A 24,241-nucleotide genomic window follows, 5' to 3' on the forward strand; every position below is an offset into this window, starting at 1 on the left:
TTCACTCCCTTTAGAGATTTTGACAGCCACCGGGTCCTCCGGTAAACGATAATCCGCAGCTCCCTTGTTCCATATATAAGTCGGCTACATCTTCACGATGGGCACTCGGAATCACAAAACGGTCTTCATATTTTGCGATGGCTAATAAACGGTACATCTCCTCAATTTGTTTTTCTGTTAAGCCTAACTTTGTGATCAGTTGAGGATCCATCGTTTTGTTTGTTTGGTTTGCTCTCATATAATGGCGCATCACAGACATTTTCTTTAATGTTTTTCTAATATGGGAAGTATCACCAGCTGTTAGTAACTGAGCCAAATATTCGATCGGAATTCGCATTTGATCGATAGCTGGAAAAATATCTTCTGCAGATTGCCCACTGCCTTTTCCCTCAAACATGTTCATAATGGGGCTAAGTGGTGGAATATACCATACCATTGGCAATGTTCTGTATTCCGGATGCAGAGGCAGTGCGATTTTCCAATCGATTATCATTTTATAAATCGGTGATTTTTGTGCTGCTTCAATCCATTCTGCTGGAATTCCTTGAGCTTTCGCTTGTTCTACAACATCTGGATCATGTGGATCTAGGAAAATATCAAGTTGAGAATGATAGAGATCTTTTTCATTTTCGACTGATGCTGCGGCTTCCACTTGATCAGCATCATAAAGCATGACACCAAGGTAGCGGATTCTGCCCACACACGTTTCAGAACAGATCGTAGGAAGTCCCGCTTCTAAACGCGGAAAGCATAATGTGCATTTTTCTGCTTTGTTTGTCTGCCAGTTGAAGTACACCTTTTTATAAGGACAGGATGTGACACAGTGTCTCCATGACCGGCATGCATTTTGATCAACTAAAACAATTCCGTCTTCTTCGCGTTTGTACATAGCTCCAGATGGGCAGGAAGAGACACATGGTGGATTGATGCAATGCTCGCAAATTCGAGGTAAATACATCATAAAGACATCTTCAAATTCAGTTTTAATTGATTCTTCCATTTTTTTTACGTTCGGGTCTTCAAGACCTGTTACATGACCACCGGCTAAATCGTCTTCCCAGTTTGGACCCCATTCTAGGTTCATGAAGTCTCCTGTAATAGAAGACTTCGGTCGAGCAACAGGCTGATGTTTTTTTTCTGGACTGTTTGTTAATGTTTCATAATCATAGTTCCAAGGTTCATAGTAATCATCGATTGTCGGCTGGTAAGGATTATAAAATAAATTCATCAGTCGGGTTGTTTTTGCACCTGATTTTAGTTGCAACTTTCCATTTTTAAGCCGCCAGCCGCCTTTATATTTTTCTTGGTCTTCCCATTGTTTTGGGTAACCGATACCCGGTTTTGTTTCAACATTGTTAAAGTACATATATTCTGCACCAGGTCGATTTGTCCAAGTGTTTTTACATGTGACACTGCATGTATGACAGCCGATGCATTTATCAAGGTTCATGACCATTCCAATCTGTGCCTTAATCTTCAAGCCAATCGACCTCCTTCAATTTTCTAATCACGACATTGAGGTCGCGCTGATTTCCTGTTGGTCCGTAATAATTAAATCCATAACTTAATTGTCCATAACCGCCGATCATTTGTGTCGGTTTTACATGGATACGGGTAGGGCTGTTATGTGTTCCGCCGCGGTTGTTCGTCAGTTTAGTACCCGGAACATTGATATGCCGGTCTTGAGCATGGTGCATAAATGCCATTCCTTTCGGGATCCGGTGTGAGACAACGGCACGAGCAACAACGACTCCATTTCGATTGAAACACTCAATCCAATCATTGTCTTTGATATCTGTTTCTTCTGCATCATCTTTATTCATCCAGACTGTCGGACCGCCTCTAAACAGTGTGAGCATTGGCAAAGAATCAAAGTACATGCTATGGATTGACCATTTATTATGCGGTGTTAAATAGTTCAAAACAATTTCTTTTCCTTCTTGGTCAGGACGTTTGTTTAAGAAGGGACGATGCTGTAAGATGGGTTTAAATGTTGCCATGTTTTCCCCGAACTCCATCATTAATTCATGATCAAGATAAAAAGATTGTCTACCTGTTAACGTTCTCCATGGAATGAGCTTTTCAACGTTTGTTGTAAATGGAGAATAACGACGACCGCCTTTTTCTGAACCGCTGAAAGCAGGGGAGGTAATCACTGTTTTCGGCTGGGCTGATATTTGTTCAAATGTAAAACATTCTTCTTCCCGTTCTTCAGCTAAATCTTTCAATTCGAGATTTGTTATCTTTTCAAGCGATTCCCATGCTTTAACTGCTACTTTACCATTTGAAGTCGAAGATAAAGTTAAAATGGCTTCTGACACCTGTTTGGCATCATTGATCATCGGACAGCCTTTTGCTATCGTATCTTCTGTAACTTCACCAAGCGTTTTTTTGAGTGTATTGTATTCTTTTTCAGCAGACCATGTCATGCCTTTGATTCCAAAAGGCTGTTTGCTGACATTCGGTCCAAGTGATGTCATTTTATTAAAAATCTGCTTATAATCTCGTTCAACAACATGAATTTGCGGCATTGTTTTTCCCGGAATCGCAGCACATTCTCCTTTGCTCCAATCTCGGATTTTCCCGAGCGGCTGTGCCAATTCTTGTGGCGTATCATGGAGAAGGGGGGTTGCGACTGCTTCCTTAATCGGTTCCATGTCAACTTCTTCAGCTAAATCGGAAACGGCTTTGGCTAAAGCTTTGAATATATCCCAATCAGATTTTGATTCCCATGGTGCCGAAATGGCCGGGTTAAACGGATGGATAAATGGATGCATATCTGTACTGCTGAGATCGTGTTTTTCGTACCAAGTAGCCGCAGGCAACACGATATCAGAGTATAAAGCGGTCCCTGCCATCCGAAAGTCAAGGTTGATTAATAAATCAAGTTTGCCCTCTGGTGCCTTGTTACGCCAAGTAATCTCTTCTGGGCGAATGCTGTCTTGGTCATCATTCATTAATCCATTTGTTGTCCCTAGCAGATGTTTAAGAAAATATTCATGACCTTTTCCAGAACTTGAAATTAAATTGGCTCTCCAAACGAACAGGTTTCTTGGAAAGTTCTGTTCATTGTCCGGGTCTTCAATAGCAAATTTGAGGTTTCTTTTTTCCAGTTGTTTGGCGATATATGTGCCAACTTCTTCACCTGCTTGGGTTGCGTCTTTATATAAATCAATACCGTTTTTCTCAAATGTCGGATAAGAGGGAAGCCATCCCAGTCTTGCTGCAAGTACATTATAATCGGCATGGTGACTATACCGAGCTGTTTTCGTAATTGGAGAAGCAAGACCGTCAAGCGGTTGGTCTTCATAACGCCACTGATCAGTTGCGAAATAGAAGAAAGAAGTGCCGTTTTGTAATTTAGCTGGACCTCCCCAGTCTTTTGCTGTAGCAATGGTCTGCCATCCTTCAGCAGGGCGGAGCTTTTCCTGTCCGACATAATGAGCCCAACCACCACCATTGACTCCTTGTGCACCGACGAGTAAAACGAGATTTAGTACTGCCCGATAAATTGTGTCTGAATTAAACCAATGATTAATACCAGCACCAACAATAATCATCGAGCGTCCATCAGTGTCAATTGCATTTTGCGCAAATTCTTTCGCGATTTTGATCACCATCTCACGTTTGATGCCTGTGATCGGTTCTTGCCAAGCAGGTGTAAATGGTTCTGGATCATCAAAAGATTGGGGTGTCTGTCCGCCAATCCCCCGGTTGACACCGTAGTTTGCTAAAGTCAGGTCAAATACGGTTGAAATATAAACTTCTTCACCGTTCAAGATCACCTTTTTTATTGGCAGCGGTCTTTCAAACACTTGATTTCCTTCATGTGAGAAATAAGGGATTTTAACCGTACCAATCATATCTTCATTGCCCAGCATGGAAAGCCGAGGTGTGATTTGCTCTTCTGTTTCTTCATCAATCATACGTAAATTCCATTTACCTTGACCGTCCCAGCGCGAACCCATTGTACCTTGAGGAATCGCAACATGATCTGTTGTTTCATCCCAGACAGCAGGTTTCCACTGATCGTGTTTTGTACTGCGGCCGATATCTTTCGCATGGAGGAATCGTCCGGCGGTAAATTGTCCATCTTCTTTGTTTAATGTCACTAAAAATGGAAAATCCGTATATTGTTTTGCATAATCAATAAAGCGCTCTGTTGTTTGATTGACATAATACTCTTGAAGGATGACATGACCCATTGCCATTGCTAGTGCGCCATCTGTTCCTTGGCGAATGCTCAGCCAATCATCAGAGAACTTCGTGGATTCTGCGAAATCAGGGCTGATAGAAATGACTTTTGTTCCTTTATAACGAGCTTCAGCCAAAAAGTGTGCATCAGGTGTTCTTGTGAGTGGAACATTTGAACCCCATGTCATGATATATCCGGAGTTGTACCAATCACTGCTTTCTGGTACATCTGTTTGATCGCCCCAAATTTGTGGAGAAGCGGGAGGGAGGTCGGCATACCAGTCATAGAAGCTTAACATCGGTCCACCGATCAGTGACATAAATCGTGAACCTGCTGCATGGCTGACCATTGACATGGCTGGAATCGGTGAAAAACCAACATTTCGATCTGGCCCGTATTTTAGAACTGTGTAGAGAAGGGAGGCAGAGATTAGTTTCAATACTTCGCTCCATTCGGCACGGACGAATCCGCCTTTACCTCGTGCTTGTTTATAAGCTTTTGCTTTTTCAGGGTTTTCGATAATTGATTTCCAAGCATCTAACGGGTTTTTAGTGACGCTCAAAGCCTCGCGCCACATCTTGATGAGAATTCCACGGACATATGGGTATTTCACACGCAGCGGACTGTATATATACCAAGAAAAGCTAGCACCCCTTGGACAACCGCGCGGTTCAAAATCAGGCATATCAGGTCCTGTTGAAGGATAGTCAAGGCGTTGACCTTCCCAAGTAACAATTCCATTTTTCACATAAATATTCCAGCTGCAAGACCCCGTACAATTTACCCCATGGGTGGAACGAATCACTTTATCATGTTGCCATCTGTTTCTGTATACATCTTCCCAATCCCGATCTTCATAAGAAGTCTGACTGTGATGATTTGCATGATATTCTATAGGAGAAAAGTAATTTAACCGTCTCAAAATCGGACTATTTTTCTTTTTTCTCATGGTTGTTTCACTCCTTTAGTTCAGGTGATGATACCCTCACTATATACTGAGAAAAACCAGTACCTTGTTAACTTTGTCACATCATTCATGCGTTTCACATTTTTGTCACAATTTCATTTCCATGAAAAACAGCCTGATTCAAACTAACTAGGAATCAGGCTGTTTTGCTACTTATTCATTTTTGTCTAAGATTCTTTTTTCTCCGGTGATTTCTTGAATTGGTCCAATGTTTTGTGTGAATTCTAAAGTTCCAATATAGTTGTTGTTTTCGTCACGAACAGCAAAGTACCGAATATAAACATACTTATCCTTGAATTTGATCCAAAAGTCTTCAACATCTTTTTTGTTAGATTTAAAATCATCAAGAAGCTGGTTCACAATATGAACGCTTGCCGGTGGATGACAGTTTTGAACGGTGCGACCGATGACAGCTTTTGTTCTGGCAAAAATCCGTTCTTTACCATGAGAGAAGTAGCGGACAACATCGTTTTCATCGATAAATGTAATATCAACAGGCAGATGGTTCATGATTTGTTCAAGTTGTGTTAAAGATAGAACGCCAGTAGGAAGTTTGACATAACCGTCAACTGTTTCACTGTTTGTTTTAAGCTGGTGACGCTCAGGCTTCCAAACAGTTTCAGGAGCAGTTAGGCAATAGCCGATTTCATCACTTTCTGCGGCAATTTTTAACCATTCGTCTTCTGTTAATGTCCTTTGAGCCATTGGCAGCAAAATATTCTCTTCTTTATAGATCATCTCTGTTGCTTCATTTATAATAAAGTCGAGTTCGCGAATGACAGCCTCTTTATTGTGTGGGGTGTATTGTTCCAATAAGCGTTTCACTTCTTTGATGCTTTTGCGAATAAAATCGTCAACTGCCCACATGACTTGACTCGGTCCAGTGATCCCGTACTTTTCAAGATAGGGGAACAGGAGATTTTCCTTTCGGCTGTAATGTTTATCAACATCAGCTAACAAATTCAAATCTTCGATCAGCTTGAGAATATTTTCTTGGTTGTCTTCTTTCATAAAGCGATCCATGTGAAGCTGGATTTTAAAATTCAACAGAAGATCGATTTCTTTATTTTCTTTTATAAACGTATGAACCGGGTGACCGGGTTGTTTACCAGCTTCGGTAGGGTGGATGTCCTCAATTGAACCTTTGAAAACTGCTGCATGTACGGTGCAAAGCTTTTGAATTTCTTCAGATTTGATGCCTTCTTCTTTCATTAATGCTTGTTCAAGCTGGGCAATCTCTTCCGCGTTAACAGCTCCAAAAGTTTGTTGAAACCGGTCTTGAACTTCTTCAAAAGATTTTCCTTTATGAAGATCCAAGATGATCTCTTTCAATTGCTGTTTTCTATCATTAGACATATTTGAGGTTTCTCGGTTATTGATAATCTCACTCATTGTGTTTCTCCTTTCCAAACAGGATCAAATCCATGTTCTTTTAGTTGATTGATGACATGGTCAAGATCGATTTTTTTCATTCGTGCTCCCTTTGGAATGGTCATGATACGTCCAGCTGTTTCAAGCATTCCTGGTTTTGTAATGTTTTCAAAACCGAGTTCTTTCATCAAGGTTTTTAACTCGGGATAAGAAGTACATAGTTCATAGACTGTATCATTTAAATAAAGGATTTTTTTCAAAAAGGGTCACATCCTTTTGAAATTGATGATCATTCTCATGTATAAAGATAATATAAGGACATGACGTGAATTGTGAGATAGATCACATTTTTTTTCGCAGAGCTTTTGGAATATAGACACAGCTAGGATCGCTTTCTAGAAAATCTCCTGTAAGTGCATATGCGCGAGAACGTGAACCTCCACATACATGCCTGAACTCGCAGACACCGCATTTTCCTTTAAATCCATCTGGATTTCGCAAATCCTTGAAAATCGCTGACTCGCAATAAATGTCTGATAGTGGCTGTTCACGAATGTTTCCTGCTTTTACAGGCAGCAGACCACTTGGATAAACATCACCGATATGCGAAATGAATAAAAATCCGTTTCCATCATTGACTCCTTTAGGAGCACGTCCCAAGCCGCCAACAACATCAATTTTGCCTTTTTGTAAGGCATTCTCATAGCGAATTTTCATATGTGGGTCTTTCGCATCCCGCATTTTTTGCTGAATGACGACTCGTCTATAGTGTTGAGCTGCTGTTGTTTTAATATCAAAAGGTACTTTCTTCGCCAATGAATAGAGCCATTGAAAAACTTTTTCATGTTGAATAGGGGAGATCATATCTTCTCGTTTAGCACGCCCGGTTGGAACAAGGAAAAACACGCTCCATAATACACAATTTAGTTCTTCAATCAACTTTGCCATCTCATTTAAATGATCAATGTTATAGGTTGAAATGACAGTATTGATCTGTAATGGTAAGTTGCATTCATGAATATAACGAATGGCTGTCATCGTCAGATCAAAAGATCCATCTGTACCTCGGAAGTGATCATGAATCTTGCGGTTCGGCCCGTCCAGACTAAAGGCCCAGCGAGATAAGCCGATTTTTTTCGCCGTTTGAATCGCCTCTTTTGTGACATTAGGGGTCGCGCTTGGAGTCATCGAAACTCTAACGCCTTTTTCAACCGCATATTGAATGATATCGAAGACATCTTCTCTCATTAATGGATCTCCGCCTGTTAGTACTAAAAGGGGATTGTTCATGGCATATATTTGATCGATTAATGTTTTCCCTTCTTCTAGTGAGAGTTCTCTCGGATCGCGCCAGTTTTGTGCAGAAGCCCGACAGTGTAGGCATTTGAGTTCACAAGCCCTTGTTAACTCCCAAATGACAATAAACGGAGCTTTCTGAAAATCACACTGTATCATGAATGATCTGTCCTTTCATTCTCTTTTTCATCTATCGTAGCGGAAATATCTGATTGGCAAAGTTAACTAGATCACAGTTTGAATGGTGAGGAAGGGAGAGAACTCCCTTATGAATTGATATCCTCTAAAGAAGAATATAGATAACGTGAAAACATTTGATAGGAAAAGGAATAATTACGATGGAGTAAAACAAGAAAGTTAACTTGGAATTGGTGATTATATGTCATCATTTTTTTACATATGGTTAGAGGAATTTCAAGGATGGTCGTTTCAGTGGAAGTTTTGACAGAAATAAACGGAGATAAAAAAGGTTCTCCTTTTTGGTCGATCGGAAAAACATCACCTTTCTTCCATTCAGCGATGGTGCGGAATTGGTCAGGAAGTCTTCTGTCTAAAAAATGGATCGCTCCTTTTACTACAATATAGACAGATTGGGGATGAAGGAATGATCGACTATCATTAGGTGCAGTCAAGTTAATCACTTTCCCGTTTTTCAATAATTTTTTGATGATGGGGAGGGGGACCCCAAGAAACATAGGAAGACTTTTGAGAAATAGTAAATAGTCCATGAAAACTTCCTCCTTTTTCTAGCAGTCTAGCTACAGTATAGAATGACTAATGGGACTTAGCAGTGATATACTTCACACTGACAAAGGTAAAATTTTTATATTGTAATAGACAAGAAGGGAGGTTTTTTATGAAAATCTTTATACCGAAACAACATGGTGCATGGGCCATGTTGGTGATTCCTTTTTTTCTTGGCATAATCGGAGGAGAGGCTGATGTTAAACATATTCCGTTATTTTTTGGATGGCTGTTTCTCTATCTAGCAACATTTCCTGTGATGATGCTGGTCAAAAGGAAAAACATCGCCTTTTATCGAAAATGGGCTGCTATCTATGGGATGATCTCTATTTTATGTTTATTGATCGTTGTATGGGCTGTTCCAATGCTCATTCTGTTTGGTTTTTCACTCATTCCATTCTTTCTTGTCAACCTTTATTATGCTAAAAAGAATCGTGACAGGGCTTTTGTAAATGATATTGTGGCGATCATTGTTTTCAGTGTGGGCGGACTTGCGAGCTACTGGGTTGGTGAGGGGAGACTAGATGGCTGGGCCTGGTTCATTTTTATCCAATCGATTTTATTCTTTATGGGCAGTGCTTTTTATGTGAAATCCATGATTCGTGAGAAAAATAATAAACAGTTTAAATTTTGTTCATGGGGATATCATCTCATTCTACCTTTTCTGGCAGTGATGCTAGGTGCTGGCTGGGCGGTTTTCAGTTTTATCCCCAGCAGTTTAAGAGCCTGGTTTTTCTATGGAAAGAAGCTGTCTATCATGAAAATCGGGATCTACGAATTAGTGAATTCTTCTATTTTTCTAATCGTGATGAGTATCTTTTTGTTAAGCAGGTAATAGAAGAAAGGCGCTGTCTAAAAAGTCCATTATCAACATGAATCAGGGGAATTGCGAGACTCCTGTGGGAACAGCGAGCCAGGCGAGCTCCGAGGAGGCTCGCGGATCGCCCGCGGAAAGCGAGCAAATTCCCCAACTTTCCATTTGTGTAAGATCAAAAATACAATAGTCAAGCTGAAAAAACTGCCAAGATGTTCTTGACAGCTCGAGAAGATTTTCCTGTTTAATCAATATTACATATTTCAATTGGACAGTGTTCACAGTCAATTTCCTGTTTTAAAAAATCAAGCTGATGGACAACGATTTTTCCAGACTCCTCGATTGAAATGACACCGCTCTTCCGAAGATCATTTAACATGCGATTAATACTTTCCCGGGCAGCTGCACAAAACTTCGCCAGTTCCTGATTTGTTAGCACAATATTAATCAAAATACCGTCACTGCGTTTGATACCATAGCTGTTCGTTAGGCGAATCAGTGTAGAGTATAGTGCACCTTTTTTACCATTTAAAAGAAGGTCACGGATCTTCGATTGAATTTTCCGCATATGAGTGTTGATCCATTTCATAAACTCAAATGTTAAGGCTCCATTTTGTATCAATTCTTTCTCCAGTCTTCCTTTATTGATCACCGATACTTCGCCATCTGAGAGAACCATTGCACTCAGCATATACTTTGCATCCTTAGTAAAAAGTGTCAACTCTCCAACAATATCATTTTGCTTACACATTCTCAGTGTCAGTTCTTTTCCATCAGACGTTAATTTGCCAATTTGAACGAGTCCTGAATGAATGAGATACAGTTCTTCTGCATCCATACCTTCTTGAAAAAGGTATGTATTTTGTCGTATCTTTTTTTTCGTACTGATCGATTCTAATAAATGAAGTAGATCTGCTGAGAGCAAATCTGTGTCAGATTTTCGAACAGATACATTCATTGAGCGCCACCCCTTTTAAAGAGAGTATTCAAAGCAGTACTATTTTAACGTTAATTATGTTTGGGCGCATCTATAGTTACTACAAAATTGTGAACATGTGATGAACGTCTTATAAATGGACTTATGATTCGTAAGAATTTGTTTTTGTCGATGTTTGCCTCATTTGCTGAAAATACATCCATGCTGCAATGACGAAACTGGCTAATGCTACTTCAGACAGAGCCATAAACCCAATTGCATAATGACCGGTCGCTTGAAAAACTGTTGTTAGAATTAAAGGCGGGAAAAAGCCACCAAGACCACCCATTGCTGAAACGATACCGTTTACAATTCCGGCTTGTTTTGAAAAATAGAATGGTACTAATTTAAAAACAACACCATTTCCGATCCCTGCACACACCGCAACAGATAACACCCCAAAGCCATACAATCCAAGGTTTGGTGAAAAGGCTAATAAAATTCCTGAAAAAGTGAAGCCTGCAAAAACATACATTAACAATTTAAGTGGATTGAATCGATCTGCAAGCCATCCCCCAACAGGTCTAAGAAACGTTGCTGCTGCGATAAAACCTGCCGTTCTGAGACCTGAATCAACGGGATCAAGCCCGAAGTTATGAACAAGAAAGTTGGGGAGGTAGATGGTAAATGCCACAAATGAACCGAATGTGATAAAATAAAACAGGCTTAAAAACCATAATTTCTGATTTCGATATACAGCTTTCATCTGTTCTGAAACAGGAACCGTGACTTTTTTTTCATTTCGGTCTCCGAACACATAATTCAATAAAGCAAAAACAGCGACTAAAATGATGAACATCCGCACAGTGTTTTCCCAGCCAACGGCTTTAGCGACAACGGGAGCAGAAAAAGTAGTAATGGCTGTTCCGACGTTTCCTGTTCCATAGACTCCATTAATAAAACCATGTTTTTCTTTAGGGTAATATTTAGGGAGAGACGTTACCCCAATCGAGAAGACGGCACCACTGATTCCAAGAATAAAGCCGCCGATGATCAAATCAGTTAATGAATCAGCGATACTAATCCAGAATATTGGGAAGATCAACAGAATGAAACTGATCAAAAATGTGATCCTTGCACCAAATTTGTTCGTGTAGTACCCTAGTGGAATTCGAAGCAAGGATCCTAGGATAACTGGAATCGCAGTAACAAGAGAGATCTCACCTTCGGTTAAGGCGATATCCTGTTTAATGTGAGGCATTAAAGATGATATCAGAACCCATACCATAAATCCTGCCACTAAACTAAATGATTGCAGTGGCAATTGTATTTTTTGGTGTTTTCCCATACAGATTTACTCCTTTCAAAGGAAAAGATATATTGAATTTGCATGTTTATTTTACAAGAAGTATAAAAATTACAGTGTGAAATTAGTCACACGTAATCAATCTAGAATAGGAGTGATGTTATTTTGTTTCTACATATTAGTGAAGAAGAAAAGCAGACCATCATGAATGAAATTAAACGCTTTTATTTTGAAGAAAGAGGTGAAGAAGTCGGAGAGATTGCCGCGATTCAAACGTTTGAATTTGTAAAAGAAAAACTAGGTCCTTATTTTTACAACCAGGCGATAAAAGATAGCCGGAAAGTAGTAGAAGATAAGGCAGCCGCTATTGAAGAGGAGCTTTTTGCACTTGAAAAACGTCTTTCATAAAAGCAGGCCCTTATGTTGATAAAAGAAGGGATTGATGTTAGTGGAATTTTTGAGAAAGTTTCCGATTTTTAGCGGGTTGAATGATGAAGAGTTTGAACATATTGAACGAATTTCGGTCAAACGAAGCTACCAGCCAAGAATGTTTGTGTTTATGGAAGGCGATGAACGCGAGGCGGTATTTTTTATCAAAACAGGTCTTGTCAAAGCATATAAAATTGATGAAACAGGCAATGAACAAGTGATATCGCTTCTCCAAAGCGGAGATATGTTTCCGCATGTCGGTTTTTTTGATCAGTCACCATATCCAGCAACAGCTGAAGTGGTCCAAGAAACAGAACTAGTGGTGATTAGAATTGCCGATTTTGACAAACTTCTCATCCAATACCCGCAAATGACGATAAAAGTGATGAAAGTGATGGGAAAAAAAATTCTTGATTTACAAGAACGAATTCAAGGCTTTATTTCTAAAGATGTACACTATCGTTTAACACATGCTTTAATGAAACTGGCAGCTGAACAAGGGGTAAAAAAAGGAAACGGCATTTATATCAATTTTCCAATTACAAATCAAGACTTTGCAAATATGGTAGGAACGTCAAGAGAAACGATCAACCGTACCTTAAATGAAATGAAAAAGAAAAAACTGATTTCATCCGACAGAAATGGAATATTCATTCATGATATGAGTGAATTGAATAAATATACTAGATAAACAGGTTTCGTAGGAAACCTGTTTTTTAGTGTTCACAAAATTGCCATCGTTTTAGTGATCTGGTTCACAATAGAGAAACTGTCTATCTCGTATCTTAGACTTGAAAAAGAAAGGAGTGAATCAGATGAAACTTCAAAGGGAAACGGTTTCGGTAAAGAAGACAGCGAAAAACGGCTTTTTGAAGTCAATTCTTGTCTTTACACTTATCGGCAGTTTCACGGTGCTCCTGCTGGGAGGCTATTGGATTTTCAAAGGATTGGCGCCGCGACCTCTTGAAGTAACAAATCCAAATGGGGAAGTGTTGATGACAAAGTCGTCAATCAAAGGGGGACAAGCTGTTTTTCAAAAATATGCTCTGATGGATTATGGAACAATTTTAGGTCACGGTTCTTATATGGGACCTGATTATACAGCAGAAGCCTTAAAGATTTATAGAGAAGGGATGCAGGATTATAAGGCTCTAAAACAATTCGGTCAACGGTTTAAAAACGTATCAGAAGAAAATCAGTCCATCATCCGCAGCCATGTGATAAAAGAAATGCGGAAAAATCGCTATAATGCTAGTAAAGATACATTACAGCTTACAGAAGCACAAGTATACGGCTTGAAAAAACTTCATTCGCACTACCGTGATGTGTTCACAAATGGAGACGGTTGGGGAATTGAAGGTGGACTTATAAAAGAGAGTCATATGCCTGATCATGATAGAGCATGGGTTGCGGGTAAAGACCAACTGACACAAATCTCTGATTTTATTTTTTGGACAGCGTGGTTGGCCAGTACTGAAAGACCAAATGATGACATTACATATACAAATAACTGGCCTTATGATAAAGATGCTGGCAATATTATGTCGTTTTCTGCAGTGTGGTGGAGCGGTGCAAGTGTGACGATCCTGATTTTGTTTGTTGGGATCATCTTGTTTTTGTTTTACCGCTACAAACTTGGAATGAAAGAAGCCTATAAAGATGGCGAATTTCCAGTCTTTCATTTAGAAAAACAGCCTTTAACGGTTTCACAAGTGAAGACAGGAAAATATTTTGCGGTTGTTTCAATGTTATTTTTTGTTCAAGCGATGCTTGGGGCATTGCTGGCTCATTATTATATTGAACCGGACAGCTTTTTTGGGATTGATTGGATTAGAAAACTGCTTCCGTTTAGTATTTCAAAAGGTTATCATTTGCAGTTAGCCATCTTTTGGATTGCCACATCATGGCTCGGTATGGGTATTTTTGTGGCTCCACTTGTCGGAGGAAGGGAGCCGAAGAAACAGGGGTTATTGGTCGATATTCTCTTTTGGGCATTGATCTTTCTTGTTGGCGGTAGTATCATCGGCCAATGGCTTGGAGCCAAAGGATGGTTAGGAAACAATTGGTTTTTGTTTGGCCATCAAGGAATGGAATATATTGAACTCGGCCGTTTCTGGCAAGTCATTCTTGCTGTTGGCATGCTGATTTGGCTAGTTATCGTCTTTAGGGGAATTAAAAGCGGTTTAAAAAGAGAGACAGATAAGGGTGGATTAATCCATCTGTTGTTTTATTCATCAATTGCCATTCCCCTGTTTTATGGGGCAGCTTTCTTATTTGATCCCGGTACAAACATCACGATGGCCGATTTTTGGCGGTGGTGGATCATTCACTTATGGGTAGAAGGAATTTTTGAAGTGTTTGCTGTCGTTGTCATCGGCTTTTTATTAGTGCAAATGAACTTGGTGACAAAAAAATCAACGGTCAGGGCTCTCTACTTTCAACTAACCATTCTGCTTGGAAGTGGTGTAATCGGGATTGGTCATCATTATTATTACAATGGATCTTCAGAAATTTGGATCGGCCTTGGTTCTGTCTTTTCATGCTTGGAAGTGATTCCATTGACATTACTCGTTCTGGAAGCTTATGAACAATATAAGATGATGAAAGACGGCGGTGTTGATTTTCCATATCAATCAACATTTTGGTTTTTAATTTCGACAGCAATTTGGAATCTTGTCGGTGCAGGTGTTTTAGGATTTTTGATCAATTTACCTGCTGTCAGCTTTTTTGAGCACGGTCAATTTTTAACACCTGCCCACGGTCATGGAGCGATGATGGGGGTATACGGAATGTTTGCTATTGCCGTATGGCTGTATTCATTGCGTAATATTGTCAAACCGAAATTCTGGAATGACAAGTTCTTAAAAATAGCTTGTTGGAGTCTAAATATTGGATTGTTTGGAATGGTCTTTATGAGTTTGCTTCCCATCGGTTTCATCCAATTGAAAAAAGCGTTTGAGGATGGATACTGGAGCTCACGAGCACCAGAATTTTTACAACAGAACACCGTTCAAACATTGTTGACGCTACGTTCTATACCAGATACGATCTTTTTAGTAGGTATCGTGATATTACTCATTTTTAGCATCAAAGCATTATTCCATCTACGTAAACCGACACATCATGATGGAGAAACTTTACCTGTGAAAGACATAGCTTCAGAAGATTAAAAAACAAGTATCCCCCTGTGGAGTATCTACAGGGGGATATGTTTTATCAATATTAACGTTTTGCTTCAGCCTCTAAACGTGGAAATAAAATATTATTTTCTAAATGAATATGCTGAAAAAGGTCTGATTCTAACTCATCAAGTTTCAAATAAGTCAGTGTATATGTTGTGCAAGCACCTTCAGGTAGGGCATAATCATTTGTTACTTGACGTAATTCTTTCAAGATGTTTCCGGCAGCCTCGTGTTCTTGTTCCAAAATATCAATGGCTTGAACAGCTTCAGTTAGATGCTGTTCTGATTTGGTTTGTTCATAGGCTGTGATCTTAGGAAAGATCTGCTCTTCTTCTTGAATGAGATGATGTTCTAATTCAGCTTTTAGTTGGTGGAACAATTGGTGGACTTGAGCAAGTTCAGGGTGATGAACGCCATGAACTCGGTAGACTTTTGTGACAAATCCAGATAATTCAGGTAACACTTCATTTAAATATGCGTGATGCGTATCGATGACATAATTGATCAGCTGTGAGTATGGAACTTGGCTCCAATCTGTTTCTTTTTCGTTCAAAGCTTTTGTTTCTTGATATAGTGTATTGATCTTTGTTAAGATTTCTTCTTCATTGAGATTTTGTTCTGCAATCGCTTCAGCAATCGGGCGATTTCCTCCACAACAAAAATCAATTCGATACTCCTTTAAAAGCTGACTTGCTCTCGGAAAACGTGTCACAATGTCACCGGTTTTTGTATTTCTGTCAAATAGGGCTTCCATTTTAAAAAACCTCCTCTAGTTGCTTATAGATTAACTGTATCTTTTTCACCTGAGAAGGATCGTGATCTAGATCACATAAAGAAAAAATTGCAAATAAGTCAGGATGAAAGGGGAATAGCTAAACATAACTCTCATTTGTTTGGAGGCTCGAAATGGAGCATATTTCATGGCTTACGTTTACGATACTCATTCTGGCCAGCTATCGCTTAACACATTTAATTGTCTTTGATAAAATTACTGAATTTATTCGCAAACCATTTATGAAGAAAAAGAAAACAATAGATCAACAAGGCCATACCAATATCGAGAAAGTGCCTAAATCGAAATTTGGTTATTTATTAAATTGTTATTGGTGTGCGGGGATTTGGTGTGCACTTATCATTGGTCTGGGCTATCTATTTATTCCGAAAATCAGTATTCCCCTGATTTTTATTTTGTCAATCGCTGGTGCACAGGCAATCCTTGAAACATTTGTCGGTGTCGGAACAAAACTGATCAGTTTTTTATCTGATTTTAAAAAATAGACCATTCAAACATGAGTGGTCTATTTTAAATATTTTTTACATTCTGAATAAAAGGAAAATAGACTTAAAAAGTCACTAAAAAACCAATTAGATGTGTTACCTTTAGGTCTTTAACCACCGGAATCGAACGAAAAAAGAGGATATAGATCAATTTTTAAGAGTTGTAAAAACATGAAATATGGTTGATAGACAATTCATGACAAGATTATTTACAATCAACCGGACAGATAAAATAAGCATGGGAGGAAATTATGACACAATTCAAACACCCAGTTACTGTTGTAAGTTCATACTTGGTAATGGTAGCACTAGTTATTTGCAGTTTTTTATCGCCGAAGGCAGTAGCAGCTTCACAAACACCAGTAGCAATTAACGGCCAACTGACGATCAAAGGAACACAGCTAGTCAATCAACATGGGAAAGCGGTGCAGTTGAAAGGGATCAGTTCCCATGGTTTGCAGTGGTACGGTGAATTTGTTAACAAAAGCAGTTTGAGATGGATGAGAGATGATTGGGGAATTACTGTTTTCCGTGCCGCAATGTATACGGCTGATGGGGGATATATAGATAATCCTTCTGTTAAAAATAAAGTAAAAGAAGCTGTAGAGGCGGCAAAAGAGCTGGGAATCTATGTTATTATTGACTGGCATATTTTAAATGATGGTAATCCAAATCAGCATAAAGACAAAGCAAAACAATTTTTTAAAGAAATGTCAAAGCTTTATGGTAACACACCAAATGTCATTTATGAGATTGCCAATGAACCAAATGGAAATGTGACATGGAACCGTGATATTAGACCTTATGCTCAAGAAATCACTTCAGTTATCAGAAAAAATGACCCGGATAACATCATTATTGTTGGAACAAGCAACTGGAGTCAGGATGTTGATATAGCAGCAGAACATCCACTAGAAGATGACAATGTCATGTATGCGCTTCATTTTTATGCAGGCACACACGGTCAGTCTTTACGAGATAAAGCAAATCATGCACTTCGTAAAGGAGCACCGCTATTTGTAACCGAATGGGGAACAAGTGATGCTTCTGGTAATGGAGGGGTATTCCTTAAGCAATCACAAGAATGGTTGAAATTTTTAGATCATAATAAGATCAGTTGGGTAAACTGGAATCTTTCTGATAAACGAGAATCATCAGCAGCCTTAAAACCTGGGGCATCTAGAACAGGCGGCTGGTCCCAATCTAATTTGTCTCTGACTGGTCAATTTATCAAAAAAAGTATCCGTAAGTCTACACATTTAAATCCTAATGATTCCGATTTGAGAAAGCCTGATCAGAACAAGGAAACACAACAAAATAGTAGCCTATCTGTTCAATACAAGGCAGGGGATCAAAATGTAAACGGAAACCAAATCAGACCACAGTTCAATATTATAAATAATAGTAAAAAAACTGTATCCTTAAAGGATATAACAGTTCGCTACTGGTATAAAGCAAAAAATAAAACTCAGCATTTTGACTGTGATTATGCACAGATCGGCTCCGGAAATATCACACACAAATTTGTAAAACTAAATCATTCTTTAGAAAGTGCAGATTCTTATCTAGAAATCAGTTTCAAAAACGGGACATTGGAACCTGGAACAAGTACAGGAGAAATTCAAACTCGTCTTCACAATGATGATTGGAGTCCATACACTCAAAGTGATGATTATTCTTTTTCAAATACCAACACATTTAAAGAGACAAAAAACATTACATTACATGAAAACGGAAAGCTAGTTTGGGGGATTGAACCAAAATAGCACTGAAATAGGGCTCTCCACTAAGTTGGAGGCTCTTTTTTATGGATATAAAACGTTTAATGCTGGAATATTAGAAAAAACAATTCTTGAGGTGACTAAAATGAACGAGACATTAAAACAGTACATAAGACTTGTGAAAAAAAGGAATGAGATCATCAACAAAACTGAATATGCGGACCAAGAGCCAGACATAGAGAAAAAAATCAAGCATTATGAGAGGGAACTTCAGCAAAGCTTTTCTACAGATGATGACTATGACGAGTTTACTGATGCTGTGATCAAGTGTGTATATGGGGATATTTCAATTGAGGAATTAGAAACCGTGTATCATGAATTAATTTCATCGGTCTAATGTCGAAAAATATCTTTCTTTCGAGGTAATTTCTGGTTGAAATGTGTCAAATGTTGTTTTATAGTAAAAATATGTTTATTGTCAATAGATGATATAAACAGCGTGCAAAAAAGAAACGGGTTAGGAGTGAAACTGATGAAGAATAGTTGTCGCCATTTAATTACGTTGCAGGATTTATCAGATGATGACATCATGCAAATTATGGATCGTGGAGTTGAATTTGCCTCAGACAACAGTTCGTATCAAAATCGTTTAGCTGATAAAGTGATTGGAATTTATTTTCGAAAAACATCAACTCGAACGAGAACAGGTTTTTCTGCTGCAGCGCTTAGAATGGGAGGGAAAATCATCACTTATGGTCCAGACGACCTTCAAGAAAATACGGGTGAAGCAACAGAAGACACAGTCAAAGTACTTTCAAGTATGTTAGATTGTTTTGTGGCTAGAACTTCAGGAAGTCCTGCCGAAATGCGCACTTATGCATCTCAACAACAAATGGCTGTTGTAAATGCAATGAGTGCTGATGAGCACCCAACACAAGCTTTGGCAGATCTCACAACGCTAAAACAACAATTTAATTCACTCTCCAACCTGCGTATTCTTTATATTGGTGAAGGTAACAACACAGCATCTGCTTTAACTCTAGCTTTGTCCAGGTTTAAAGGTGTTGAACTGTTCTTATTTTGTCCTCCAGGATATTCAGTTGACAATCGTTTTATATCGCTTAGTGAACAGTACACAAAGAATAGTGGAGCAAAAGTTTATGAGTTTTCTAACTTTGAAGATTTACCGTCAGAAGTAGATGTAGTCTATACAACACGCTGGGAAACAACCGGTTCATCCAAAGCAGATCCTTTGTGGAAAGAGGTCTTCAAACCTTATAGTGTGACAGAGGACTTAATGAATAAATATCCAAACGCAATTTTTATGCACGATTTACCAGCACATCGAGGCGAGGAAGTGCAGCCCGAAGTGATTGACGGACCAAAAAGCATTGTATTTAAACAAGCGGAAAGTAAATATTATGGTGCAATGGCGGCACTGGACTGGTGCCTTAACGTGTAGTTTTTAAGTTTATTAAATGCAGGATCAATTCCTGCATTTTTTATTATATTTTGTCTCAATATAAAGTATACTTTATATTTTGAGATTTAAATTCTAAAATTTTAAAGGACTTTCTTTAAGTTCTTTAACTTCCTAGAATATATATTATGTAAACTAAAATGAAAAGACAAATAAGAAGTTAAGGGTTTGATTAAATAATCGTCTCCATCTGTTTTGATGTAAATAATAAAATATCAATGCTTCCACTTGTAAGCTGATCTGCTGATCTATTGAAAATCCTTTGATATGTCCTAACCTTACTCAGCAGATGAAAGTTCACTTTCTGTTACCCACTTATGATTTTTTACTTCTTTTCCTCCAGTTGTCGGCTTATAGTCAACCATATATACCGTTGTTTTTTCTGCAGTATCAATCTTAGCGGTTGCTCCTTTCATACCTTCCATATGATTGGCCTCTAAGGTCACTTCTGATCCCGGTTTGAAAGATTTATCACCAGCATCCTTTATGTCCTCTTGAACTACCCATTTATGGTTTTCGACTCTACTACCACCAGTTGTTGGTGTATACGAAACAGCATACACAGTGGTATCATAAACCCCTACGATTGTAGCTTTGGCCCCATTCATTCCTTTCATATGATTTGCATTGATAATTGCTTTGCTTCCTACTTTATAGGTTGGATTTGTTGCTTCTTTCATACCTTTAGGAACTTCTCCACTCATGTCCATTTCACTATGATCCATACCTTGCATTTCTTCATTGTTGTTTTGTTTTTTTTCATTAGCATTATCATTATTTGTACAAGCTCCTAGTATTAAGGAAAGAGATGCGAATAATGATACAATCACTAGACTTTTCTTGCGTTTTTTCATTTAAATATAATCCTCCTTAGGCGTTTGTATTACGAAAGTGTGCAGGGATTGTGGAGATGATCATCAATTTTATAAAAGATCTCTAGTCTTGCTGTATTTATAAAATATTTTGCGCATTTTCCTATATAAAATACCCCTTTGATTTGACTTCAACTAAAGTTGTTGGGGTTGTCCTGAAAGTCATGTGGATGAATAAAAATTGGGGATTTTGCTCGCTTTCCGCGGGCGATCCGCGAGCCTCCTCGGAGCTCGTTCCTTGCTCCTGCGGGGTCTCGCCTGGCTCGCTGTTTCCGCAGGAGTCTCGCAATTCCCCCTGATTTATGTTGAAATTCGTAAATACTAATCTTTAATTGAGCTATGTGCAATTAAATAACTAGCTGCTACTTTGTTTAGAAAATAAATGTAACCCACTTGCTGTTGCTCAAACATATTTCTATGAAACTCGTAAGCGATGAAAAACTCTGTCTGATTTAGAAAGTGTTGCGGTGTTGATGGATGAACTTTTACACGATCCAGAACTTTTGAATCATTTGGTGATGTTCCTTCTTGTAAAAACATAATCATATCTTCATTAAATGACTATACTTCTATGGCAGAATCGTTCATTGATTCTACATCAATTGTTTGATTTAACAAGTCAAAATCATATTCTTTTTTCAAATATTCGTTTTGGTCTTTTAAGTAAGGCTTCTTGCCAATCGTTTTCAGTTTCAAAGCCTTTAAACATGGTTTCCATATCTAAATCAACATCAACCCCCTTTGTGATAATGATGCAATGTCTTTACTGTTGTATAAGCAAGCTTTGCAACTTCATGAAAAGTATCCTTTAGGGTAAGAGTCAACACACTTATTTCACTGACATCCTACATGTATTTACAAAAGAAAATAGCATCAACAAGACATGAAATAATCAATAAGTTGAGTGATTTTTGGTTAAAACTGCAACTCCAACTGTACCTTTATTTGGCATAGATTTACCTGCACCATAATGTTGCGTTGGAATGAGTTTAGTGAAGCAGGATGAAAAAATTAAAAAACCCATCAAGATAGGGATTTTTAAGTCGAAATATTATTTATTTAAGTTTCTTTTTAAATTGACCACATCACCATTTACAATGTCTTCAAGATTTTCATTTATCAAGTTTATATCTAGATTCCACCACTGAATTTGGAGCCAGTTTTTAATGACTTCATCAGAAAATCTCTTCTTTATTAGTCTTAAAGGATTTCCACCCACAACAGTGTAAGGCTCAATGTTTTTGGTGACAACAGATTCTGCTGCAACTATTGCACCATCACCTATTTTTACTCCAGGCATGATTGTTACATTTCTGCCAATCCAAACGTCATTCCCAACCTCTGTATCCCCTTTGATGGGCAGATTTTCTAATATTGGCGTATGACTCTCCCATCCGTTTCCAAAAATATTAAAAGGATAGGTAGAACCATCCATTCGATGATTAGCACCGTTCATAATAAATGTAGTACCTGGCCCAATTGAGCAAAACTTTCCAATTATTAATTTGTCTCCAAAAAATTCATACTGATAAAGTACTTGTTCTTCAAAGGCTTCTCCCTGTTTACTGTCATAATAAGAAAAATCTCCAACTTCAATATTTGGTTTTGTCAATGAGGGTTTGATAAATTGGACACGTTTATTATTTGATATTGGATAAATAGCATTTGGGTTAGGTCCTAGCATACCATCGCCTACCTTTGATCAATTTTAATTTTCCTAGAAGAGCAGATGTCTAAAGGTCTGCTCCTATACTGTGCTGAAAGAACTGATTTACCGCGTCATCGCTTACATCTGAAACGTGCCGGTATTCGTAGTTCGGTGATTGATCGCGGTCGATCAGGACGGACCGCACGCCTTCATAGAAATCTCTGTGTCTCAAAAAGTTCTTCGCAAGCAACAGATCCTTAGCAAAGCATTCTTCCAGCGTTTTTTGTTTGCCGTCGGCTAGTTGTTTTAACGCAATTTTTAATGAAAATGGAGACTTGGAAAGCAACAGTTTCTTCACTTTCACGCTAAAGTCACTCCCTCTGCTTTCGAGCGACTGAAGGATCTCTTCCAATTGATCAAATCTAAAATGATGATCAATGTCTTTTTGATAGGAAGAGAGCTTACTCTCTTGAGAGGGCACCGTTTGAAATTCCTCGATGATTTGTTTAAGCTTTTCCTTCACTTTTTCATGGTTCCAGTTTGTATGTTCCAGTTTTTTCATCAATTGCTCTAAAGCGCGGCTTTCCATGTAGACATCTGCACCGTTCATATACAGCACATCAGCGCCATGGATGATAGACGCTGTTAATGCCAGGTAGCGTCCTACGTAACCGGGAGCTTTATTTAAAAAATAGGCTGCGCCGACATCTGGAAAGAAGCCAATATTCATTTCTGGCATCGCCCATTTCGTCCTTTCTGTTACAATCCGGTGGCTGGCCCCATATGTAAGGCCTACCCCTCCGCCCATGACGATCCCATCTAAACAGGCGATGATCGGCTTTGGAAATCGATAGACGGCCATGTCAACCTCGTATTCTTTTTCGAAAAATCGCTCTGCATCATGCAAAGCTTGTTTGGACGAATGAGCTTCATAGAGGGTTTTAATATCACCGCCGGCACAAAGCCCTTTTGAACCTGCACCTTTAATAACCACCACAGCAACGTGATCATCTGTCTTCCATTCCAATAATTTTTCGCCAATCACACGGACCATGTCATAAGTAAGCGAGTTGAGTGCTTTCGGGCGGTTCAGAACAATGGTTGCAGTGCCGTGTTGATTGACGGAACACAAAACGTCATCGGACATCTTGATCAACTCCTTTTATGAATGATAAAAGTCTGGTTTACGTTTCTCGATGAATGCATGAATACCTTCTTTGGCATCAGAAGTTAAAAACAGTTCAGCGAATCTTTTTCGTTCTCTTTCCAGCCCTTGTTCCATGCTCTCGTTACTGCCTTGTATGATGCATTCCACTGCACGCATGACACTGGTCATGCTTTTTCCCTCTACAAATGACAATGCGAGAGCGGCTGCCGTTTTCAACAGTTCCTCCTCCTTCACAGCCTGCTGGGCAATATTAAACTCTACTGCTTCATGAGCTGAAAGTGATCGGCTCGTAAGGATGAGATCAAGCGCCGTGGCTGTACCCGTTATCTTGCGAAGCCGTTGTGTACCACCGAACGCTGGAATCAGACCGAGCTTTAATTCGGGCAGACCAACTATCGCTTGATCTGATACCATTCTGTAGTGGCAGCTCAGTGCCAGTTCAAAACCTCCACCGAGAGCCGGACCGTTTATCGCGGCAATCACGGGTTTTTTTAAAGCTTCGATTTCATCACAGAGCGCCTGACCTTCTTCAGCGAGCACCAATCCTTGCTCATGATCCCCTAATTTTGAAACGAATTCTTTTATATCCGCTCCTGCCGCAAAGAAGCGCCCTTCTCCTGTTAAGATAATGGTCCTTGTGTCATCATCTGTGGCCAGTTCCTGAAAAAGTGATCTGAGCTCAGCGATACAGGAAGAAGATAGTGTATTGACCGGCGGGTTGTTCAATGTGACAGTCGTGATAAAATGTTCTTTTTCCAGTGTTGCATATTTGCAGTTCAAGGTTTATCCCTCCCGTTGTTCAATAGAAAAAACCCCTCTACACATTTTTAATCCTGCCATTAGAGGGATCTTAC

General features: G+C 39.0%; 23 protein-coding genes. 8 read left to right on the forward strand and 15 right to left on the reverse strand.

Features of this window, described 5'->3' with window-relative positions; genetic code table 11:
- Positions 1 to 10 precede the first annotated feature (10 nt).
- The 6 genes from narH to HOO54_RS11975 form a co-directional block, all read right to left on the reverse strand.
- Positions 11 to 1,480 carry a nitrate reductase subunit beta gene (gene narH, locus HOO54_RS11950; RefSeq protein ID WP_172295499.1) on the reverse strand — a complete coding sequence of 490 codons (1,470 nt, stop codon included), beginning with the start codon at positions 1,478 to 1,480 and terminating at the stop codon, positions 11 to 13.
- The gene (locus tag HOO54_RS11955; protein WP_172295501.1) at positions 1,470 to 5,144 is read right to left on the reverse strand and encodes a nitrate reductase subunit alpha; all 3,675 of its coding nucleotides are present in this window, start codon (positions 5,142 to 5,144) and stop codon (positions 1,470 to 1,472) included. The genes narH and HOO54_RS11955 overlap by 11 nt, the downstream gene beginning before the upstream one ends.
- Positions 5,145 to 5,315: 171 nt before the next feature.
- Entirely contained in the window at positions 5,316 to 6,554 is a 1,239-nt protein-coding gene (locus HOO54_RS11960; protein ID WP_172295503.1) for a DUF438 domain-containing protein, read from the reverse strand.
- Positions 6,551 to 6,793 (reverse strand): DUF1858 domain-containing protein, encoded by a 243-nt coding sequence (locus tag HOO54_RS11965; RefSeq protein WP_172295505.1) that lies wholly within the window; start codon positions 6,791 to 6,793, stop codon positions 6,551 to 6,553. Before HOO54_RS11965 ends, HOO54_RS11960 begins: the two co-directional genes overlap by 4 nt.
- Before the next feature lie 82 nt (positions 6,794 to 6,875).
- The gene (locus HOO54_RS11970) at positions 6,876 to 7,988 is read right to left on the reverse strand and encodes a TIGR04053 family radical SAM/SPASM domain-containing protein (RefSeq protein ID WP_172295507.1); all 1,113 of its coding nucleotides are present in this window, start codon (positions 7,986 to 7,988) and stop codon (positions 6,876 to 6,878) included.
- Positions 7,989 to 8,095: 107 nt separating this feature from the next.
- Positions 8,096 to 8,557, reverse strand: a complete 462-nt coding sequence (locus HOO54_RS11975; RefSeq protein ID WP_172295509.1) for a cyclic nucleotide-binding domain-containing protein — start codon at positions 8,555 to 8,557, stop codon at positions 8,096 to 8,098.
- A 128-nt stretch (positions 8,558 to 8,685) separates the two neighbouring features.
- Between HOO54_RS11975 and HOO54_RS11980 the strand changes: the two genes are divergently transcribed.
- Positions 8,686 to 9,408: a YwiC-like family protein gene (locus tag HOO54_RS11980; RefSeq protein ID WP_172295511.1), complete on the forward strand. Its 723-nt coding sequence runs from the start codon at positions 8,686 to 8,688 to the stop codon at positions 9,406 to 9,408.
- Between the two features lie 223 nt (positions 9,409 to 9,631).
- Here HOO54_RS11980 and HOO54_RS11985 read toward each other — a convergent pair whose 3' ends face one another.
- Positions 9,632 to 10,345: a fumarate/nitrate reduction transcriptional regulator Fnr gene (locus HOO54_RS11985; protein WP_172295513.1), complete on the reverse strand. Its 714-nt coding sequence runs from the start codon at positions 10,343 to 10,345 to the stop codon at positions 9,632 to 9,634.
- A gap of 121 nt (positions 10,346 to 10,466) precedes the next feature.
- Positions 10,467 to 11,651: a nitrate/nitrite transporter gene (locus HOO54_RS11990; protein ID WP_172295515.1), complete on the reverse strand. Its 1,185-nt coding sequence runs from the start codon at positions 11,649 to 11,651 to the stop codon at positions 10,467 to 10,469.
- A 123-nt stretch (positions 11,652 to 11,774) separates the two neighbouring features.
- Here HOO54_RS11990 and HOO54_RS11995 point away from each other — a divergent pair, with 123 nt between their 5' ends.
- The 3 genes from HOO54_RS11995 to HOO54_RS12005 all read left to right on the forward strand — a co-directional run bounded on the left by HOO54_RS11995 (position 11,775) and on the right by HOO54_RS12005 (position 15,208).
- Positions 11,775 to 12,017 carry a DUF2164 domain-containing protein gene (locus tag HOO54_RS11995; RefSeq protein ID WP_172295517.1) on the forward strand — a complete coding sequence of 81 codons (243 nt, stop codon included), beginning with the start codon at positions 11,775 to 11,777 and terminating at the stop codon, positions 12,015 to 12,017.
- A gap of 34 nt (positions 12,018 to 12,051) precedes the next feature.
- Entirely contained in the window at positions 12,052 to 12,729 is a 678-nt protein-coding gene (locus tag HOO54_RS12000) for a Crp/Fnr family transcriptional regulator (protein WP_216664765.1), read from the forward strand.
- Between the two features lie 124 nt (positions 12,730 to 12,853).
- The gene (locus tag HOO54_RS12005; protein WP_172295519.1) at positions 12,854 to 15,208 is read left to right on the forward strand and encodes a nitric-oxide reductase large subunit; all 2,355 of its coding nucleotides are present in this window, start codon (positions 12,854 to 12,856) and stop codon (positions 15,206 to 15,208) included.
- Positions 15,209 to 15,260: 52 nt separating this feature from the next.
- On the opposite strand, the gene ric is transcribed toward HOO54_RS12005, so the two are convergent.
- On the reverse strand, positions 15,261 to 15,974 hold the full coding sequence (gene ric / locus HOO54_RS12010; RefSeq protein ID WP_172295521.1) for an iron-sulfur cluster repair di-iron protein: 714 nt from the start codon (positions 15,972 to 15,974) through the stop codon (positions 15,261 to 15,263).
- A 152-nt stretch (positions 15,975 to 16,126) separates the two neighbouring features.
- Between ric and HOO54_RS12015 the strand changes: the two genes are divergently transcribed.
- From HOO54_RS12015 to HOO54_RS12030, 4 genes are all read left to right on the forward strand, one after another.
- A complete protein-coding gene (locus tag HOO54_RS12015) occupies positions 16,127 to 16,498 on the forward strand; it encodes a DUF1360 domain-containing protein (RefSeq protein WP_172295523.1) in 372 nt (123 codons plus the stop codon).
- Positions 16,499 to 16,797: 299 nt separating this feature from the next.
- Complete coding sequence (locus tag HOO54_RS12020; protein WP_253907786.1) at positions 16,798 to 18,264, forward strand: cellulase family glycosylhydrolase; 1,467 nt, start codon at positions 16,798 to 16,800, stop codon at positions 18,262 to 18,264.
- Positions 18,265 to 18,364: 100 nt separating this feature from the next.
- Positions 18,365 to 18,616 (forward strand): YnfE family protein, encoded by a 252-nt coding sequence (locus HOO54_RS12025; protein WP_172295527.1) that lies wholly within the window; start codon positions 18,365 to 18,367, stop codon positions 18,614 to 18,616.
- Between the two features lie 135 nt (positions 18,617 to 18,751).
- On the forward strand, positions 18,752 to 19,681 hold the full coding sequence (locus tag HOO54_RS12030) for an ornithine carbamoyltransferase (protein WP_172295529.1): 930 nt from the start codon (positions 18,752 to 18,754) through the stop codon (positions 19,679 to 19,681).
- 296 nt (positions 19,682 to 19,977) lie between these two features.
- Here HOO54_RS12030 and HOO54_RS12035 read toward each other — a convergent pair whose 3' ends face one another.
- The 6 genes from HOO54_RS12035 to HOO54_RS12055 form a co-directional block, all read right to left on the reverse strand.
- A complete protein-coding gene (locus HOO54_RS12035) occupies positions 19,978 to 20,553 on the reverse strand; it encodes a YdhK family protein (protein ID WP_172295531.1) in 576 nt (191 codons plus the stop codon).
- A gap of 339 nt (positions 20,554 to 20,892) precedes the next feature.
- Positions 20,893 to 21,111: a hypothetical protein gene (locus HOO54_RS12040; RefSeq protein WP_172295533.1), complete on the reverse strand. Its 219-nt coding sequence runs from the start codon at positions 21,109 to 21,111 to the stop codon at positions 20,893 to 20,895.
- A 21-nt stretch (positions 21,112 to 21,132) separates the two neighbouring features.
- Positions 21,133 to 21,267 (reverse strand): hypothetical protein, encoded by a 135-nt coding sequence (locus HOO54_RS24745; RefSeq protein WP_301539283.1) that lies wholly within the window; start codon positions 21,265 to 21,267, stop codon positions 21,133 to 21,135.
- 355 nt (positions 21,268 to 21,622) lie between these two features.
- Positions 21,623 to 22,255 carry a Vat family streptogramin A O-acetyltransferase gene (locus HOO54_RS12045; protein WP_172295535.1) on the reverse strand — a complete coding sequence of 211 codons (633 nt, stop codon included), beginning with the start codon at positions 22,253 to 22,255 and terminating at the stop codon, positions 21,623 to 21,625.
- 49 nt (positions 22,256 to 22,304) lie between these two features.
- On the reverse strand, positions 22,305 to 23,366 hold the full coding sequence (locus HOO54_RS12050) for an enoyl-CoA hydratase/isomerase family protein (RefSeq protein WP_172295537.1): 1,062 nt from the start codon (positions 23,364 to 23,366) through the stop codon (positions 22,305 to 22,307).
- Between the two features lie 15 nt (positions 23,367 to 23,381).
- Positions 23,382 to 24,167 carry an enoyl-CoA hydratase-related protein gene (locus HOO54_RS12055; RefSeq protein ID WP_172295539.1) on the reverse strand — a complete coding sequence of 262 codons (786 nt, stop codon included), beginning with the start codon at positions 24,165 to 24,167 and terminating at the stop codon, positions 23,382 to 23,384.
- Between the last annotated feature and the right edge of the window lie 74 nt (positions 24,168 to 24,241).

This window comes from Bacillus sp. WMMC1349 (genome assembly GCF_013155385.1).
In the GTDB taxonomy this organism is placed as follows: Bacteria; Bacillota; Bacilli; order Bacillales; family Bacillaceae; genus Bacillus.

Coding starts and splice junctions, on each gene's coding strand:
- HOO54_RS12000 (WP_216664765.1), top strand. CDS start 12,052: ATGTTAGTGGAATTTTTGAGAAAGTTTCCGATTTTTAGCGGGTTGAAT.
- ric (WP_172295521.1), bottom strand. CDS start 15,974: ATGGAAGCCCTATTTGACAGAAATACAAAAACCGGTGACATTGTGACA.
- HOO54_RS11970 (WP_172295507.1), bottom strand. CDS start 7,988: ATGATACAGTGTGATTTTCAGAAAGCTCCGTTTATTGTCATTTGGGAG.
- HOO54_RS12030 (WP_172295529.1), top strand. CDS start 18,752: ATGAAGAATAGTTGTCGCCATTTAATTACGTTGCAGGATTTATCAGAT.
- HOO54_RS12045 (WP_172295535.1), bottom strand. CDS start 22,255: ATGCTAGGACCTAACCCAAATGCTATTTATCCAATATCAAATAATAAA.
- HOO54_RS12040 (WP_172295533.1), bottom strand. CDS start 21,111: ATGTTTTTACAAGAAGGAACATCACCAAATGATTCAAAAGTTCTGGAT.
- HOO54_RS12050 (WP_172295537.1), bottom strand. CDS start 23,366: ATGTCCGATGACGTTTTGTGTTCCGTCAATCAACACGGCACTGCAACC.
- HOO54_RS12025 (WP_172295527.1), top strand. CDS start 18,365: ATGAACGAGACATTAAAACAGTACATAAGACTTGTGAAAAAAAGGAAT.
- HOO54_RS12015 (WP_172295523.1), top strand. CDS start 16,127: ATGGAGCATATTTCATGGCTTACGTTTACGATACTCATTCTGGCCAGC.
- HOO54_RS12035 (WP_172295531.1), bottom strand. CDS start 20,553: ATGAAAAAACGCAAGAAAAGTCTAGTGATTGTATCATTATTCGCATCT.
- HOO54_RS11985 (WP_172295513.1), bottom strand. CDS start 10,345: ATGAATGTATCTGTTCGAAAATCTGACACAGATTTGCTCTCAGCAGAT.
- HOO54_RS11975 (WP_172295509.1), bottom strand. CDS start 8,557: ATGGACTATTTACTATTTCTCAAAAGTCTTCCTATGTTTCTTGGGGTC.
- HOO54_RS11955 (WP_172295501.1), bottom strand. CDS start 5,144: ATGAGAAAAAAGAAAAATAGTCCGATTTTGAGACGGTTAAATTACTTT.
- HOO54_RS12020 (WP_253907786.1), top strand. CDS start 16,798: ATGGTAGCACTAGTTATTTGCAGTTTTTTATCGCCGAAGGCAGTAGCA.
- HOO54_RS11980 (WP_172295511.1), top strand. CDS start 8,686: ATGAAAATCTTTATACCGAAACAACATGGTGCATGGGCCATGTTGGTG.
- HOO54_RS11990 (WP_172295515.1), bottom strand. CDS start 11,651: ATGGGAAAACACCAAAAAATACAATTGCCACTGCAATCATTTAGTTTA.
- HOO54_RS11960 (WP_172295503.1), bottom strand. CDS start 6,554: ATGAGTGAGATTATCAATAACCGAGAAACCTCAAATATGTCTAATGAT.
- HOO54_RS12005 (WP_172295519.1), top strand. CDS start 12,854: ATGAAACTTCAAAGGGAAACGGTTTCGGTAAAGAAGACAGCGAAAAAC.